Here is a 15,729-nt window from a genome sequence, read left to right as displayed (position 1 = left end):
TCGTTTGTGACAGTCAGTTGTCGTTGATGACGAACAGGCGCTGATACTCCTTCAGCGCGAAGCGGTCGGTCATGCCGGCGATGTAGTGCGCGACGAGGCGCGGCTGCTGCGCGGTGTCGTCGGACTGGTACGGCGGCGGCAGCAGGCGCGGATCGTCGATGAACGCATCGAACAGCCCGGTGACGACGCGCTGCGCCTTGCTCGCCATGCGCATGACCTTGTAGTGGCGATAGAGGTTCTTGAAGAGGAAACGCTTGAGGGCGGCCGCCTGCGCAGCAACCGTCTCGCTGTGCGACACGAGCGGCGGCGCGGCGCGCACGTCATCGAGCGACGCGGGCGCGACGCGCACGAGATTGCGCGTGGTCTCGTCGATCAGGTCGACGATCAGCGTGTTGATGATGCGGCGCACCGTCTCGTGCACGAGACGGCGGCCTTCGAGGTGCGGGAATTCGGCGAGCGCCGCCTCGTAGTGGCGCTGCCACAGTTCGACTTCCGCGAGTTGCTCGATCGTGATCAGGCCGGAACGCAGGCCGTCGTCGACATCGTGGTTGTTGTACGCGATCTCGTCCGCGATGTTGGCGAGCTGCGCTTCGAGCGACGGCTGGCGGCCCTGCAGGAAGCGCTCGCCGAGCGCGCCGAGCTTGCGCGCATTCTCGCGCGAGCAGTGCTTCAGGATGCCTTCGCGCGTTTCGAAGCACAGGTTCAGCCCGTTGAACGCGCCGTAGTGCTCCTCGAGCTCGTCGACGACTGCCAGGCTCTGCAGGTTATGCTCGAAACCGCCATGCTCGCGCATGCAGGCATTCAGTGCGTCCTGCCCGGCATGGCCGAACGGCGTATGGCCGAGATCATGCGCGAGCGAGATCGCCTCGACGAGATCCTCGTTCAGGCGCAGGTTGCGCGCGACCGAGCGCGCGATCTGCGCGACTTCGAGACTGTGTGTGAGGCGGGTGCGGAACAGGTCGCCTTCGTGATTGACGAAGACCTGCGTCTTGTATTCGAGACGGCGAAACGCGGTCGAATGAACGATGCGATCGCGGTCACGCTGGAATTCGGTGCGCGCCGCCGGCGGTGTTTCCGGATGGCGGCGGCCGCGCGACTGCGATGCGTGTGCGGCATACGGAGCGAGATGGGCTTCCAGCGCCGCCAAAGTCGGCGGCTCGGCCACCGGCGCAGCGGATGCGCGGCCGGCTTCGGGCAGTGTGCTGCTGGATGTCTCGCTCACGTCTCCTCCAGGTCAGGGGCGCCAGGGCATCCGGGCGGCCGTTAGCGGGTCGTTTGTGCCAGTGTAGCGGACACGGCCTCGTCCGGCGCCTGCGTGATCAACGTATCGCCGAATCGCTTCAGCAGGATGAACTTGATCGCACCGGCCTCGGCCTTCTTGTCGACGCGCATCAGGTCCATGTAGCGCGCGTTGCCGAGCGCGGGCCCGCGGGTCGGCAGGTGCGCGGCCGCGATCACCGCATCGAGGCGCTGCCGCGACGCTTCGTCGAGCAGGCCGAGCCGCACCGACAGGTCACCCGCCATCACCATCCCGCAGCCGACCGCCTCGCCGTGCAGCCACTCGCCGTAGCCGAGCCCGGCCTCGATCGCATGGCCGAACGTGTGGCCGAAGTTCAGGATCGCGCGCAGGCCGCCTTCGCGTTCGTCGGCCGCCACCACGCTCGCCTTGATCTCGCACGAGCGCTTCACCGCATGTGCGAGCGTAGCCGGGTCGCGACGGTTGAGCGCGTCGACGTTCGCCTCGATCCAGTCGAAGAATTCAGCATCGGCGATCGCGCCGGTCTTGATGATCTCGGCGACGCCGGCCGCCAGTTCGCGATCGGGCAGGGTCGTCAGCGCGCCAATGTCGGCGATCACTGCCTGCGGCTGGTAGAACGCACCGATCATGTTCTTGCCGAGCGGGTGGTTGATGCCCGTCTTGCCGCCGACCGACGAGTCGACCTGCGACAGCAGCGTCGTCGGCACCTGGATGAACGGCACGCCGCGCATGTAGCACGCGGCCGCAAAGCCCGTCATGTCGCCGATCACGCCGCCGCCAAGCGCGACGAGGGTCGTCTTGCGGTCCGCGCGGTCGGTCAGCAGGCCGTCGAAGATCAGGTTCAGCGTTTCCCAGTTCTTGTACGCCTCGCCGTCCGGCAGCACGACCGTCGATACGCGCTTGCCGAGCGGCGCAAGCGCCGCGCGCAGCGCGTCGCCGTAGAGCGGATCGACCGTCGTGTTCGTGACGATCGTGACGGACGAGCCCTTGATATGAGGCGCGAACAGTTCGGCGCGGCCGATCAGGCCGGCGCCAATGTGAATCGGATAGGCGCGGTCGCCCAGATCGACGTTGACAGTAATCATGCTTGTAGCGGCTTGGCGATGACGCCCGCCAGTTCGAGTTGCATCAACACCATGTTGACGAGACCGTTGACCGACGGACGGCCGGTCTCGATGACGAAATCCGCGCATTCGCGGTACAGCGGATCGCGTACCTCGTAGAGCGCTTCGAGACGCCCTTTCGGATCTTCGGTCTGCAGCAACGGGCGGTTCTTGTCCTTGCGCGTGCGCAGCCACAGATCGTGCGGATTGGCGCGCAGGTAGACGACGATGCCGTGGCTTTTCAGGCAGTCGCGGTTTTCCGGGCGCAGCACCGCGCCGCCGCCCGTCGCGAGCACGATGTTCTCGCGCTGCGTGAGATCGGCGATCACCTGCGTTTCGCGATCGCGAAACCCGGCCTCGCCCTCCAGCTCGAAGATCACCGGAATGCGTGCGCCCGTGCGGGCCTCGATTTCGTGGTCGGAGTCGAAGAACGTCCTGTCGAGACGACGCGCGACCGCACGGCCCACGGTGGTCTTACCCGCTCCCATAAGGCCGACGAAAAATACGTTTGCATGTGGGTCCCGCGCTTGCAACGGCTTCCTCTGCTTCAATCTTGCTGGTGTGTGGCGCAGCTTACTGGCAAAGCGGCTGCCTTGTCGAGCCTGCGCCGGCGGCTTCCGGCCCCGTTTTTTCGCCATCCGCGCCGCCCGCACCGCGCGCATCGCAGCGCGCATCGACGACGGTCGGCGTGATGAAGACGACCAGTTCGCTGCGCTGGTCGCGCTGCGCGCGATGCCGGAAAAGCGCGCCCAAAAACGGTATTTTGCCCAAGAGCGGCACGCGCGTCACATCGTTCCGGTTCAACTGCTCATAGATCCCGCCGATCGCGACCGTCCCGCCATTCTCGACCTCGACTCGCGTCTGGACGTGCTTTGTATGAATCGCCGGACCGGCCGCCGTCGGCTCGCCGATGCTGTCCTTCGTCACGTCCAGGTCGAGCACCACGCGCCCGTCCGGCGTGATCTGCGGCTCGACCTCGAGCTTGAGCGTCGCCCGGCGGAACTGCACGCCGCTCACGCCGTTGCCGACCTTCGCCTGGTATGGCAGCTCCGAACCCTGTTCCACGATGGCCTTGACGCGATCGGCGGTCACCACGCGCGGGCTCGAAACGATCTGGCCCCGCCCCTGCGCCTCGAGCGCGCTCAGTTCGACATCGAGCACGCGGCTGAGCGGCGCGGCGAACAGCGTGAAGCCGGCGGTTGCCGCTTCGAAGCCGCCGAGCGGCCGCGCGGCAAGGTCGAGCGCGTTGCGCGCGCCGGTCGTGAACGTGCCGCTCTCGCCCGACGGCGGCCGCTCCTGCGCCCGCAGCGCGACGCGTGCGCCTAAATTGCGCGAAAAACCCTGCTCGCCCTCGACGATGCGGGCCTCGATCCGGACCTGCCGCGACGGCCGGTCGATCGCATCGATCAGGCTCGCGATCTGGCCGAGACGCGGCGCGAGATCGGTGACGAACAGCAGGTTCGTGCGCGGATCGGCCGCCGCGGCGCCGCGCTTCGACAGCAGGCGCTGGCCGGTCGCGCCGGCCAGCAGCCGTTGCACGTCCTGCGCACGCGGGTAGTGCAGCGCGAACGTACGGCTCGCAAGCGGCTCCAGATCGGCGGCCCGCGCGTGCATTTCGAAGCGCTCGCGTTCGCGCGCGGCCAGCTCGGCCGCCGGCGTGACCCATATCACGTTGCCCCGCCGGGACATCGCGAGCCCGTGCGTATCGAGCAGCGTGTCAAAGGCATCGCGCCAAGGCACATTGTTCAGACGCAACGTGACGGTGCCACGCACCTGCTCGCCGACGACGATATTGAGTCCGGTGAACCTGGCGAACGCGTCGAATGCGGCCGCGAGCCCCGCACCCTGCAGGTTCAGCGAGATCCGCCGTGCGTCGTCCGCATCGCCCGGGTGTCGGGCAGCAGCGTCGGCCATCCGGGCCGGCGGCGCCAGCGGGATCGGCGGCCCCTCCAGCCCGGGTGCCGGGGTAGCGGCCTCCGCCTGAAGCGCCGCGCGAGCCGCCTGGTCGAACGGCGACTGGCCGCCCGCCGCCGATACGGTGTTGTCCGCACCGTCCACCGCACCTTGCGGCAGCGGCAGGCCCGGCACCGGCGTATCCGTCGATGCTGCGGGCCAGACGGCCGGCAGCGGCGGCAACGCGGCGCTTGCACCGGCCGCACTCAATCCGGCCCAGACGGCAAGTGCCCGACATCCGGGTTTCATCATGGCCGCCTCCGTTCGTTCAGGGTAACTCGGTATGCGCCGTCCGCCGTCGCGAGCGTCACGGCAACGGGATCGACTCGCACCACTCGCGCTGCCCCGAGGGTTTCGCCGGGCACCACGGCCGTGAACGCGCCGTCACCGTCGTCGAACAACGCGAGACCGGTGCGCCCATCGCGGATCGTGCCGGCCAGGCGAGCAGCCGCTGCCGCCACATCAGACGAATCAGCCTCGCCGAACGGATCGGCACCGGACGCATCGGCCAGAACCGGCGCCTCTCCGCCCGTGGACATTACCGCCGCCAACCCCGGAAACACGTCGACAGACATTTCCACGCGCGCGGCCTCCTTTGCCCGTTCGACACGCAGCGCGGTCGGCACCGCCAGCACCGGGAAACGCGCCAGGCCGCCGACCATCTGCAGCAATGCGCGAAAGCCGCCATCCGCGACGATGCGCACCGTGCGCCGGCCGTCCGGACCCGCACCATCGGTACGCAACGGCTCGATCGATACGCCGAGCAGCCCGCTCGACGCGGCGCGATCCGCCAGTTCCAGCATCAACGCGGCCCACTCCGGCGCCTGCGACGAGCGATCGCCGCGTGCCGCCGCCGGATGCCCGTCGCGTTGCCGGGCAGCCGCCGTCAGAACACGCTGCGCGTCGGCCTCACGCATCTGCGCCGCCGCCAGCAACGCGCGGCTGTGCGCAAGCCCGCTCCAGTCGGCAGCATTCGCCAGATGAATGCCGCCCGCCAGCACGGCCGCGAACGCGAGCATGCAGCCCGCGATGTGTACAGCAGCCGGCGACACGCGCCGCATGCCCCCCAGCCATTCATCGCCACGCCGTGCGGGCCGATGCGCGAGCGCCGCCGTCATGCGCCACCTCCCGGGGCTTTTCCAGGCGGCATCGCGTCGTGCCAGCGCAGTTGAACCGAGAACCGGAAAGGCATCCCGCCCGTCGCGACAGGCGCATCCGAGGCAGGCTTCAACGCATCGATGTCGATCCGCCAGCCACGCTGCTCGCGCGCCATCCCGGCGAGCCATCGCGCGGCCGCCCGGTAGCTCGCGGCGCGTGCATCGAGCACGGCACCGGCCGACGTCGTGCGCAGCGCGTCGAGCCGCACGGTGCCGTCGCGCACCTCCGCCAACATGGCCAGCAGCCCCGCGACGTGCCGGTAGGGAGCGGCAAGCGCGTCCGCCTGCGCGTCACGCTGCGAGGCAACGGCCGCTGCATTGGCAGCGCGCGTCGCGGCGCCCACCTGCGGCTGCAACTGCCGCAGCCGTGCCTCCACGCTTGCGCGCTCGGTATCCACACGCCACCGCGCCCCGGCGGCGGCGCCCGTCCACAGGCCGGCGCCGAGCACGCCGAGCAGAATCGCCGCACCGCACTGCAGGGCGCGACGACGTCGCAACGCCTGCGCCAGCCGCTCGCGGTAGGGCAGCAGGTTGAAGCCCCCCGGCCCCGCATGACGGACCGTCATTCCCACGCCCCGCGCAATGCCAGCCCGAACGCGACAGCCCAAGCCGGGCCGCCCGGCCTGCAGGCGGGCGGGCACGCTTGCCCGTTCCAGCCCGTGCAGTCGAACGGCACCGCAACCGCGCCGAGTACGTCGCCGATCTCGGCGACGGACGTATCGAAACGGGTGATGCACCGCTCGTCTCCGGCCACGAGTACGCAACACAAGGCCCCGAGCGAGCGCCTGCGCAATGCATCGGAAATCGCCCCCGGCACGGCGCCGGACAGCGTCAGCACCGGTACGGCCAACGGGCCGTCGATGCGCCAGCCGTGCACGCCCGAGTCATGAAACCAGAGTGCCGCGCAGGGCCCCGCCTGCGCGTCGGGTTCGATTTGCGCGGCGTAGCGCAACGCACGCAGCGCCGCGGCCGACTCGCCGTCGACTACCGTCAGGTCGACACCGGCCTGCGCGGCTACGTCGATCCGCCGTTCGAGCAGCGCCAGCGGGGCCACGGCAATCTCGATCTCGCCCGACCCCGCTCCGCCATCCTGCCGCCAGTCGAACGCGAAACCGTCCGGCGCCAGCCCCGAGATGCGTTCGGCCGCCTGCCGCGCGGCGTCCTCGATGTCGTCCCGCCCGGCCAGATCAAGCGTCGCGGTGCGCATCTCGTCATCGTGCAACGCCATCACGCCACGCGCGTCGCACCGCACGCCGGCCGCCGACAGTCTCGACACGGCCGCGGCCAGCGCACGCGCGACCGCCGCCCAGCGCGCATCCTCAGGCCCGCCCGCCAACCCGACCGGCTCCCGTTCGAGCCCCTCGACGTACACCTGAGCGCCCCGGCCGCGCCGGCTCAGCACGACCACCCTCACCTCGTCCGCACCGACGTCGATTCCCGTCGACCGGTGCCCGCCCCGCGCAAGCCGCGCTCCCCATCGTCCCGCCATCCCAGCCTCCCGAAATCGTCGCGACCCGTGCCGCGTTTCCGAGACCTGATTCTGCAAAGCGGCGCGGGCGGCCGACAGTCGGCCTAACGGCCAGCATCCGCTCGCGACGGCCTCGCGCGGGCTATGCTGGAAGTGCGCCAAGCCGCGTCTTCCCGGCGGGCGGCCCCCGCGTCAGGACCGGTCTTACCGGGCGGCTATAATCGCGGGACTGTTTTCCGGTATGCCTATGCAATCCACGACTCCTACGTCCCCGCCTCCTGCCCCGGAGCCGAAGAAGCGTCCCTGGTGGCAAAAAGTCCTGCTCGGATTCGCCACGATGTGCGTGGCGCTCGTCGTGGCCGGCGGCCTCGTGCTCGGCTACGCGCTCGTCGTTGCGTGGCCGAACATGCCGTCGCTCGACGCGCTGACCGACTATCGGCCGAAGGTGCCGCTGCGCATCTATACGTCCGATCACGTCCTGATCGGCGAATTCGGTGAGGAACGCCGCGACGTCGTCCATTTCAAGGACGTGCCCGACTCGCTGAAGAAAGCGATCCTGGCGATCGAAGACGCGCGCTTCTACGATCACGGCGGCGTGGACCTCACCGGCATCGTCCGCGCCGGCTTCGTCGCGCTGACGAACGGCCATGCATCGCAGGGGGCGAGCACGATCACGATGCAGGTCGCGCGCAACTTCTTCCTGTCGAGCGAGAAGACCTACACGCGCAAGATCTACGAGATGCTGCTCGCGTACCGGATCGAGCGTGCGCTGACGAAGGATCAGATTCTCGAGGTCTACATGAATCAGATCTATCTCGGCCAGCGCGCGTATGGCTTCGCGAGCGCCGCGCGGGTCTACTTCGGCAAGGACCTGAAGGACATCACGCTCGCCGAAGCGGCGATGCTCGCGGGGCTGCCGAAGGCGCCGTCCGCGTACAACCCGGTCGTGAACCCGAAGCGCGCGAAGGTGCGCCAGGAATACATCCTGCAACGGATGCTCGAACTGAACTTCATCTCGCGCGAGCAGTACGACGAGGCCGTCGCGCAGCCGCTCGTCGTCAAGGGTCCGGGCCGCGATTTCAGCGTGCATGCAGAGTACGTCGCGGAAATGGTCCGGCAAATGATGTACGCGCAGTACCGTGAGGAAACCTACACACGCGGCTTCAACGTCGTCACGACGATCGACTCCGCGGACCAGCAGGTCGCGTACACCGCGCTGCGCAAGGGCATCATGGATTACGAACGCCGGCACGGCTATCGGGGGCCGGAAGGCTTCATCGAGCTGCCGGCCGGTGCCGACGACCGCGAACAGGCGATCGACGATGCGCTGCTGGAACACCCCGACAACGGTGAGCTGATTGCCGCGGTCGTCACGGCCGCCAGTCCGCGCCAGATCACGGTTGCGTTCATCGACGGCAGCAATGCGACGATCGAAGGCGACAACCTGCGCTTCGCGTCGGGCGCGCTGTCGGCCAACGCGCAGCCGAATCGTCGCATCCGCCCGGGTGCGATCGTCCGCGTCGTCAAGAACGACACCGGCACATGGTCGATCACGCAGTTGCCGCAGGTCGAGGGGGCGTTCCTGTCGATCGTCCCGCAGGACGGCGCGATCCGCTCGCTCGTCGGCGGCTTCGACTACAACAAGAACAAGTTCAACCACGTCACGCAGGCATGGCGGCAGCCGGGTTCGTCGTTCAAGCCGTTCATCTATTCGGCGTCGCTCGACAAGGGCCTCGGGCCGGCAACCGTGATCAACGACGGCCCGCTGTATTTCAGCGCGGCCGAAACGGGCGGCCAGCCGTGGGAACCGAAGAACTACGGTGGCGGCTTCGAAGGCCCGATGTCGATGCGCACCGCGCTGCAGCGCTCGCGCAACCTCGTGTCGATCCGGATCCTGAACCACATCGGCACGAAGTACGCGCAGCAGTACATCACGCGCTTCGGCTTCGACGCCGAACGTCATCCGGCCTACCTGCCGATGGCACTCGGCGCGGGCCAGGTCACGCCGTTGCAGATGGCGGGGGCGTACTCGGTCTTCGCGAACGGCGGCTACCGCGTCAATCCGTACCTGATCGCCGAAGTCACCGATCCGAACGGCGCGATCGTCGTGCGCGCGCAGCCGCTCGTCGCCGAGCAGAATGCGCCGCGCGCGATCGACGCGCGCAACGCATATGTGATGAACAGCCTGCTGCAGAGCGTCGCGCAGCGCGGCACGGGCGCCCGGACCAACGTGCTGAAGCGCACCGACCTCGCGGGCAAGACCGGCACGACGAACGACTCGCACGATGCGTGGTTCGCCGGCTACCAGCACACGCTCGCCGCGATCGCGTGGATCGGCTACGACAATCCGCGCAGCCTCGGCGATCGCGAAACGGGTGGCGGCCTGTCGCTGCCGGTCTGGATCGACTACATGGGCGCCGCGCTGAAGGGCGTGCCCGAGTTCAAGCCGACGGTGCCTGACGGCGTCGAGTCGCTTGGCGGCGAGTTGTACTTCACCGAGTTCACGCCCGGTCACGGCTTCGTGTCGACGGTTGGCGTGCCGCAGGCCCCGGCCGCGCAGAACGTCGACGCCACCGTGCCGCACGTCGACGAGCAGGAAAAGCAGGACATCATGAACCTGTTCGCGCACTGACCACCGGCCCGGACATGAAAAAAGCGCCCTGCGGGGCGCTTTTTCTTTGGTACGACGCGTCGGGGCACGGCCCCGGCTTCGAGCTGGGCTGTTACGGCGCGCTGAACGTGATCGGCAGGCCGGCCTGCTGCGTCGCATATTCGGTGAGCGCCGAGAAAAACTCGGTGCCCGTGCGTGTATCGCGCCATTCGCCGTCGATGAAACGGTAGTGGAAACCGCCCGCCTTCGCGGCAATCCACACCTCCTTCATCGGCGGCTGCAGGTTGACGATGATCTTCGAGCCGTTCTCGAACGTCAGCGTCAGGACGCTGCCGTTGCGCTCCAGATCGATGTCGTGATCGCCGTCGTTGGCGTCGTCGACGGTACGCTCGACGGCCGCCAGCACGGCCTCGGCACGGGTCAGGTATTCGGTATCGGACATGCTAAACTCTATCGGTTCAATTGTTCAGGGACGATCATGCGAGTCGTTTTCCGGATGAGCGCGATTGTAGCGGCTTTGGCGATTCTTGCCGGCTGCGGTCAAAGCGGCGCGCTCTATCTGCCCACCGTGCCTCCGATGCCCAAGCCACTCCAGCAGCAGGACACGCCGCCGTCGGACGTGAAGCCGACCGATGAAAACGCGTCGTCCGACAGTGTGCCCGATTCGTCCGGCACGCCGCTCACGCTGTCACCCGAATTGTCGAGCGGGGCATCGACCCTGCCCGCACCGGCGTCGAGCCCGGCCGTCGCGAAGTAACCACGCGCCGCCTGCACGGCCCACGAAACGAGGCGATGACTTCCCGGTCATCGCCTTTTGTTCTTTCAGGCTGCACCGTCACGCACGCACGCGCCGCCATCCCCATGCAATGAGCCGCCAGCCGAGCAGCGCGGCCACGATTGCCGCATAAAGCCTCGGCTGCGCGAGATTGTGCTTGCCGGCCCTCATCCACCAGAAGTGCAGCAGGCCGAACAGCACGATCGCATAGATCGCGCTGTGCAACGTCGCCCAGTGGCGGCCGAGCCGGCGCGCCATGGCACGCGGCGAGGTTGCCGCGAGCGGAATCAGCAGCACGAATGCGGCGAACCCGACCGTGATGAACGGGCGCTTGCCGACATCCTTCAGGATCGCGACGACGTCAAACCACTTGTCGAACCACAGATAGGTCGTGAAATGCAGCGTCGCGTAAAAGAACGCGAACAGCCCGATCATCCGGCGAAAGCGCAGCAGCGCGGTGAACCCCGTCATGCGCCGAAGCGGCGTGACGGCGAGCGTGACGCAAAGCATCACGAGCGTCCAGAGACCCGTCGAGCGCGTGATGAACTCGATCGGATTCGCGCCGAGCCGGTCGGTCAGCCCGAACAGCACGAGACGCGCGAGCGGATAAAGGCCGGCCGCGAAAACCAGCACCTTGGCCGGTGCGAGCCAGCGCGGCGCGGCGGCGGGACGGACCGCGCCGCGCCGTGCGGCACGTGCTGCCGGGCCCGCGCCGGCGGTGGGCACCTGGGCCAGCGTCGAAGGGGGCATGTCGTTTCTCATCGCCGCCCTCAAAAATTCTTCTTCAGGTCCATGCCCTGATACATCGACGCGACCAGGTCGCCGTAGCCATTGAACATCAGCGTCTTGCGCTTCGGCGTGAAAAAGCCGTCCTCGCCGATGCGCCGCTCGGTTGCCTGGCTCCAGCGCGGATGATCGACGTTCGGGTTCACGTTCGAATAAAAGCCGTATTCGTTCGACGCATACGTGTTCCAGCTCGTCTTCGGCTGCTTGTCGACGAAGCGGATCTTCACGAGTGACTTCGCGCTCTTGAAGCCGTACTTCCACGGCACGACGATCCGCACCGGCGCGCCGTTCTGGTTCGGCAACACCTGCCCGTAGACGCCCATCGTCAGCAGCGTCAGCGGATTCATCGCCTCGTCCATCCGCAGCCCTTCGGAGTACGGCCAGTCGAGCACCGGCGTCGAGAGGCCGGGCATCTGCGACGGATCGGCCAGCGTGATGAACTGCACGTACTTCGCGTTACCGGTCGGCTGCACGCGCTTGATCAGCTCGGACAGCGGCACGCCGATCCACGGGATCACCATCGACCATCCTTCGACGCAGCGCAGCCGGTACACGCGCTCCTCGAGCGGCGCGAGCTTCAGCAGTTCGTCGAGATCGAACACCTTCGGATGCAGTACCTCGCCCTCGACGCTCACGCGCCACGGGCGAGGCCTCAGCGTGCCGGCGTTCTGCGCGGGGTCACGCTTGTCGGTGCCGAATTCGTAGAAGTTGTTGTAGGAGGTAATGTCCTTGAACGGGGTCACCGTGTCGGTCGCGACGAACTTCGGATTCGTCTTCGCCGCGAGCTTCGCGGCCCGCGCGTCGGGCGACGCATAGGCGGCAAGCGCCGCGCCGCTGCCGCCGAGCAGCCCGCCCGCCGCCGCAAGGCCGGCCGCCTGCAATACCCGCCGCCGGTTCTCGAACACCGCACGCGGCGTGATTTCTCCGGGCGCGATATCGCCGCCGGTCAGTACGTTCCGCAAAGGGCGTTTGATCCACATCGTGCTGCTCCTCCTGCATGCGCCGCGCGCAGCTTCATGAGCGTTCGACCGGCCCCGTCTTGCGCCGTTCGACGCCCGGATCGCCCGCCCGTTACAAAAGAAAACCGCCGGGCACGCAGTGCGCCGGCGGTCTCATAGTCGGACGAACAGCGGAAATCTTACAGCTTGCCGTAGCTGTGCAGCCCGGACAGGAACATGTTGACGCCGAGGAACGCGAAGGTCGTCACGAGCAGGCCCGTGAGCGCCCACCATGCAGCCACCGTGCCGCGCAGGCCCTTCATCAGGCGCATGTGCAGCCACGCCGCGTAATTGAGCCACACGATCAGCGCCCAGGTTTCCTTCGGGTCCCAGCTCCAGTAGCCGCCCCATGCTTCGGCGGCCCACAGCGCGCCGAGGATCGTCGCGATCGTGAAGAACGCGAAACCGACCGCGATCGACTTGTACATCACGTCGTCGAGCACTTCGAGCGTCGGCAGGCGATCGGCGAGCACGCCGCGTTCCTTCATCAGGTACGCGACCGACACCATCGCCGACAGCGCGAAGCTGCCGTAGCCGATGAAGTTCGCCGGCACGTGGATCTTCATCCACCAGCTCTGCAGCGCCGGCACGAGCGGCTGGATCTGCTGCGCATCGCGCGCGACCGAGTACCACATCAGGAAGCCGACGGCCGCACTGATCACCAGCAGCACGAACGCGCCGAGCGCGCGCGTGCCGTAGTGGCCTTCGTAATAGAGATAGAGCAGCGCGGTGATCAGGCTGAACAGCACGAACACTTCATACAGGTTCGACACCGGAATGTGCCCGACGTCGGCCCCGATCAGGTAGGACTCGTACCAGCGCACCATCAGGCCGGTGAATCCCATCAGCACGGCGACCCACGTGAGCTTCTGGCCGATCGCGGCGCCCGACTCCGAGCGCGCGAGCAAGCCGATCCAGTAGAAGATCGTCGCGAGCACGAACAGCGCGCTCATCCACAGGATCGCGGACTGGCTCGACAGGAAGTACTTGAGGAAGAACGCCGAATCGGCGCGCGCGAGATCGCCCTGGTAGATCTGGATCGACAGCAGCGCCAGCACGGCGATCGACGCCATCATCAGCCGCGCGGGCTTCCAGCGCCAGCCGAGCGTGATGAGCGCCGGCACGGTGCCGATCATCACCGCCTTGTCGTAGTAATCCATGTGCGCGTTGTAGTGCGCGAGCGCATAGCCCGCGCCCACCACGAGCGCCAATGCGAACAGCCAGTCGAGCAACGACAGGCGCGCGAGGAACGGACGGTCGTCGAACAGCGGCGCCGTCACCGGAGCCTGGGCCGACGCCCGATGGGAAGAGGAAACTTGCGTGAGATCCATGATGTTACCGGGTGGAATTCTCGGAATCGGAACCGCCGCCGGCCGGCGGGCGGGCCGTCGATGCCGCACCGGCCGGCGCGGCGTCGCGAGGTGCAGCGTGCAAGGCGGCACCGGCCGCGTCGCGCGTCTGCACGAATTCTTTCTCGAAATCGAAGGTCTTGCGGGCCGTGGACATTGCCATCACCACATCGACGCCCGAACCGGCGTCCTTCAGCCAGAACCAGAGGCGCCGCTCGCGCACGTAGAACATCGAGAAGATGCCGGCGACCAGCAGCAGGCTGCCAAGATACACCAGATTCTTGCCGGGTGCGCGCGTCAACTGAAATACCGAAGCTTGCACCTGCTTGAATGAGTCAAGCTGCAAATAGACCGGCGATCCATACAAAAAGCTGTCGGATAGCGCATTGATCGCGTTCTGCACGAAGCGGATCGTGTCGGCGCCCTGCTGCGCGGCCGGCTCGCCCGTACGCTCGCGCGCGATCTGCCAGACCTCCCACATCGAGCCTTCGAGCATGCGCAGCAGCAGGCTCGCTGCCTTCTCCTGCTCTGCCTTGGGCACCGAGCGGTCGATGAACGTCGCCACGGCCTGGAAGCCGCCGATCGGTTGGCCGTCGGCGCCACGGCCGACGCTGTCGTCGCTCGCCGCAAAAAGGGTCAGCACCTTCAGTGCGCTGTCCTGCAGGCGGCTGCGCAGCGATGCGTCCGTGCCCGGCAGCGAACGCTGCGCGAAGCGCGCGGCGGCTTCGGCGCGCACGGACGGATCCTCGAGCGCGGCGCGCAGGCGCATCCATTCGCCGATCGAATCCTGGCTGTCGGCCGGAATCCGCATGTAGCGGAACGGGTCGTTCGGGCTCGCACGCACGCCGGCGAGGAACACGCGCTCGCCGTTCATGTCGACGGGCAGCATGTAGTTGTTGAATTCGCGCGCCTGGCCGTCCTTGCCGCGGATCTTGTATTGCACGGACGGGCCGATGTTGTGGAGCTGCGTCGGCTTCGACGTCTTCGCGCCGGAGCCGAGGCGTTCGTCGAACACTTCCTTCAGCGAGCTCGTCGTCGCGACACCGCGCACGTCCGGCTTGCCGTTCGCGTCAGCCATGTTCTCGACGTTGATCGCCCGGAAATCGGAGAACTCGATCGTGTCGCCGTCGTTGCCCGGCATCTGCAGCGGCGCCGAACTGCCAATCGTCCCCTTCACGGGGAAGGTCTTCGCGTTGCCGCCCGTCATCGGGTAGGCCGTCATCTGCATCTGCGAACCGCCGTCCTGGAAGCTCGACTGGTAGATCGACACGCCCTTGTACGTGAACGGCTTGTTGACCTCGACGCGCGCCGGGATCTTCCGGCCGGTCTCGCGATCGATCACGACGATGTCGCTCGCGAACAGCTTCGGCATGCCCGTCGTGTAGTAGTCGACGATGAACTTGTTGAGCTGGATCGAGAACGGCAGATCCTGGATCAGCGAGCCGCTCGGCTGGTTCAGGATCGCGGTCGACACGAACTGGCCCTCGGGCACCCACGCGTAGCCGCGGAACGTCGGGTTCGACGCGGACAGGCGATGGTCGGGCGAGATCTCGCTGATCGTCGCGCTCGTGTTGACCGGGCTCTTGCCGAACATCCACATCTGGAATTTGATCGGCAGGTTGCTGTCGAGCAGGCCGCCGATACAGATCACGACGATCGCCAGGTGCGCGGAGATGTAGCCCCACTTGGTCATCGCACCGCGCTTCGCGGAGATCAGCGTCGCGCCGTCGTTCTCGCGCACGATGTGCTTGTAGCCGGCCTTGGTGACGAACGCGGCGAGCGTCGCCGCGACGCTCGCGCGGGTGCCGGAAGCGGTGTATTCGGCCTTGTGGTGGAACGCGCGCAGGCTGCCTTCCCGAACCTTGTCCTTCCAGCTCTTCGCATCGGCGAGCATCTTCGGCGCGTTGCGGATCACGCACAGCGAGATCGACACGACGAGGAAGATCAGAATCAGCATGAACCACCACGCGCTGTACACGCTGTACAGGCCGAGCGAGCGGAAGATGTCCGCCCAGAACGGCCCGAACTGGTTCACGTAGTTCGGATACGGGTCATCCTGGGTCAGGACCGTGCCGATGATGCTCGCAATCGACAGCACCACCAGCAGTGCAATCGCGAAGCGCATCGAGCTCAGCAGCTCGACCGCACGCTTCGACACACCCTGACCCGACTTCGACTGCAACCCCGACGTGGTAACGCTCATTCAAACTCCGACTAAGGGGAAACAGCCCCCAACGCTCTCTATGTTCGCTTTGGGGGGCGCAGCCCCCC

The 15,729-nt window shown here is 67.3% G+C and carries 14 protein-coding genes; 2 read left to right on the top strand and 12 right to left on the bottom strand.

The features are described from left to right. Positions 1–13 precede the first annotated feature (13 nt). Genes LGN17_RS31665 through LGN17_RS31635 form a run of 7 tightly spaced genes read right to left on the bottom strand, consistent with a single transcriptional unit; the run spans position 14 to position 6,960 of the window. Positions 14–1,222, bottom strand: a complete 1,209-nt coding sequence (locus tag LGN17_RS31665; RefSeq protein WP_413227062.1) for a deoxyguanosinetriphosphate triphosphohydrolase — start codon at positions 1,220–1,222, stop codon at positions 14–16. 41 nt (positions 1,223–1,263) lie between these two features. After that, positions 1,264–2,343: a 3-dehydroquinate synthase gene (gene aroB, locus LGN17_RS31660; protein ID WP_226200887.1), complete on the bottom strand. Its 1,080-nt coding sequence runs from the start codon at positions 2,341–2,343 to the stop codon at positions 1,264–1,266. Continuing rightward, positions 2,340–2,894 (bottom strand): shikimate kinase AroK, encoded by a 555-nt coding sequence (aroK, locus tag LGN17_RS31655; RefSeq protein ID WP_175957917.1) that lies wholly within the window; start codon positions 2,892–2,894, stop codon positions 2,340–2,342. The genes aroB and aroK overlap by 4 nt, the downstream gene beginning before the upstream one ends. A 40-nt stretch (positions 2,895–2,934) precedes the next feature. Beyond that, on the bottom strand, positions 2,935–4,566 hold the full coding sequence (locus LGN17_RS31650; protein ID WP_226200886.1) for a type IV pilus secretin PilQ: 1,632 nt from the start codon (positions 4,564–4,566) through the stop codon (positions 2,935–2,937). Next, positions 4,563–5,432, bottom strand: a complete 870-nt coding sequence (locus tag LGN17_RS31645) for a pilus assembly protein (RefSeq protein WP_226200885.1) — start codon at positions 5,430–5,432, stop codon at positions 4,563–4,565. Before LGN17_RS31645 ends, LGN17_RS31650 begins: the two co-directional genes overlap by 4 nt. Further along, positions 5,429–6,037 (bottom strand): fimbrial protein, encoded by a 609-nt coding sequence (locus LGN17_RS31640; protein WP_226200884.1) that lies wholly within the window; start codon positions 6,035–6,037, stop codon positions 5,429–5,431. Before LGN17_RS31640 ends, LGN17_RS31645 begins: the two co-directional genes overlap by 4 nt. Beyond that, positions 6,034–6,960, bottom strand: coding sequence for a competence protein ComA (locus LGN17_RS31635; protein ID WP_226200981.1), 927 nt, complete (start codon positions 6,958–6,960; stop codon positions 6,034–6,036). The genes LGN17_RS31640 and LGN17_RS31635 overlap by 4 nt, the downstream gene beginning before the upstream one ends. Positions 6,961–7,180: 220 nt before the next feature. Between LGN17_RS31635 and LGN17_RS31630 the strand changes: the two genes are divergently transcribed. After that, positions 7,181–9,571, top strand: a complete 2,391-nt coding sequence (locus LGN17_RS31630; protein ID WP_226200883.1) for a penicillin-binding protein 1A — start codon at positions 7,181–7,183, stop codon at positions 9,569–9,571. Between the two features lie 91 nt (positions 9,572–9,662). Here LGN17_RS31630 and cyaY read toward each other — a convergent pair whose 3' ends face one another. Next, positions 9,663–9,992: an iron donor protein CyaY gene (gene cyaY, locus LGN17_RS31625; protein WP_039366759.1), complete on the bottom strand. Its 330-nt coding sequence runs from the start codon at positions 9,990–9,992 to the stop codon at positions 9,663–9,665. Positions 9,993–10,028: 36 nt separating this feature from the next. Here cyaY and lptM point away from each other — a divergent pair, with 36 nt between their 5' ends. Next, complete coding sequence (gene lptM / locus LGN17_RS31620) at positions 10,029–10,307, top strand: LPS translocon maturation chaperone LptM (RefSeq protein WP_175957905.1); 279 nt, start codon at positions 10,029–10,031, stop codon at positions 10,305–10,307. A gap of 78 nt (positions 10,308–10,385) precedes the next feature. Here the strand turns inward: lptM and msrQ are convergent, their stop codons facing one another. The 4 genes from msrQ to LGN17_RS31600 form a co-directional block, all read right to left on the bottom strand. Further along, complete coding sequence (gene msrQ, locus LGN17_RS31615; RefSeq protein ID WP_226200882.1) at positions 10,386–11,075, bottom strand: protein-methionine-sulfoxide reductase heme-binding subunit MsrQ; 690 nt, start codon at positions 11,073–11,075, stop codon at positions 10,386–10,388. 20 nt (positions 11,076–11,095) lie between these two features. Further along, positions 11,096–12,091, bottom strand: coding sequence for a protein-methionine-sulfoxide reductase catalytic subunit MsrP (msrP, locus tag LGN17_RS31610; RefSeq protein ID WP_175957907.1), 996 nt, complete (start codon positions 12,089–12,091; stop codon positions 11,096–11,098). A gap of 158 nt (positions 12,092–12,249) precedes the next feature. Next, on the bottom strand, positions 12,250–13,440 hold the full coding sequence (ccsB, locus tag LGN17_RS31605) for a c-type cytochrome biogenesis protein CcsB (protein WP_226200881.1): 1,191 nt from the start codon (positions 13,438–13,440) through the stop codon (positions 12,250–12,252). A gap of 4 nt (positions 13,441–13,444) precedes the next feature. Then, on the bottom strand, positions 13,445–15,661 hold the full coding sequence (locus LGN17_RS31600; RefSeq protein WP_226200880.1) for a cytochrome c biogenesis protein ResB: 2,217 nt from the start codon (positions 15,659–15,661) through the stop codon (positions 13,445–13,447). Between the last annotated feature and the right edge of the window lie 68 nt (positions 15,662–15,729).

This window comes from Burkholderia sp. AU30280, from assembly GCF_020420125.1.
In the GTDB taxonomy this organism is placed as follows: Bacteria; Pseudomonadota; Gammaproteobacteria; order Burkholderiales; family Burkholderiaceae; genus Burkholderia.
This window is presented reverse-complemented; position numbering and strand designations above follow the sequence as displayed.

Bases quoted from the DNA above. Each gene is read 5' to 3' on its own strand.
- aroB (WP_226200887.1), bottom strand. From the start codon at position 2,343: ATGATTACTGTCAACGTCGATCTGGGCGACCGCGCCTATCCGATTCAC.
- lptM (WP_175957905.1), top strand. From the start codon at position 10,029: ATGCGAGTCGTTTTCCGGATGAGCGCGATTGTAGCGGCTTTGGCGATT.
- cyaY (WP_039366759.1), bottom strand. From the start codon at position 9,992: ATGTCCGATACCGAATACCTGACCCGTGCCGAGGCCGTGCTGGCGGCC.
- LGN17_RS31635 (WP_226200981.1), bottom strand. From the start codon at position 6,960: ATGGCGGGACGATGGGGAGCGCGGCTTGCGCGGGGCGGGCACCGGTCG.
- LGN17_RS31640 (WP_226200884.1), bottom strand. From the start codon at position 6,037: ATGACGGTCCGTCATGCGGGGCCGGGGGGCTTCAACCTGCTGCCCTAC.
- LGN17_RS31630 (WP_226200883.1), top strand. From the start codon at position 7,181: ATGCCTATGCAATCCACGACTCCTACGTCCCCGCCTCCTGCCCCGGAG.
- LGN17_RS31645 (WP_226200885.1), bottom strand. From the start codon at position 5,432: ATGACGGCGGCGCTCGCGCATCGGCCCGCACGGCGTGGCGATGAATGG.
- msrP (WP_175957907.1), bottom strand. From the start codon at position 12,091: ATGTGGATCAAACGCCCTTTGCGGAACGTACTGACCGGCGGCGATATC.
- msrQ (WP_226200882.1), bottom strand. From the start codon at position 11,075: ATGCCCCCTTCGACGCTGGCCCAGGTGCCCACCGCCGGCGCGGGCCCG.
- LGN17_RS31650 (WP_226200886.1), bottom strand. From the start codon at position 4,566: ATGATGAAACCCGGATGTCGGGCACTTGCCGTCTGGGCCGGATTGAGT.
- LGN17_RS31600 (WP_226200880.1), bottom strand. From the start codon at position 15,661: ATGAGCGTTACCACGTCGGGGTTGCAGTCGAAGTCGGGTCAGGGTGTG.
- ccsB (WP_226200881.1), bottom strand. From the start codon at position 13,440: ATGGATCTCACGCAAGTTTCCTCTTCCCATCGGGCGTCGGCCCAGGCT.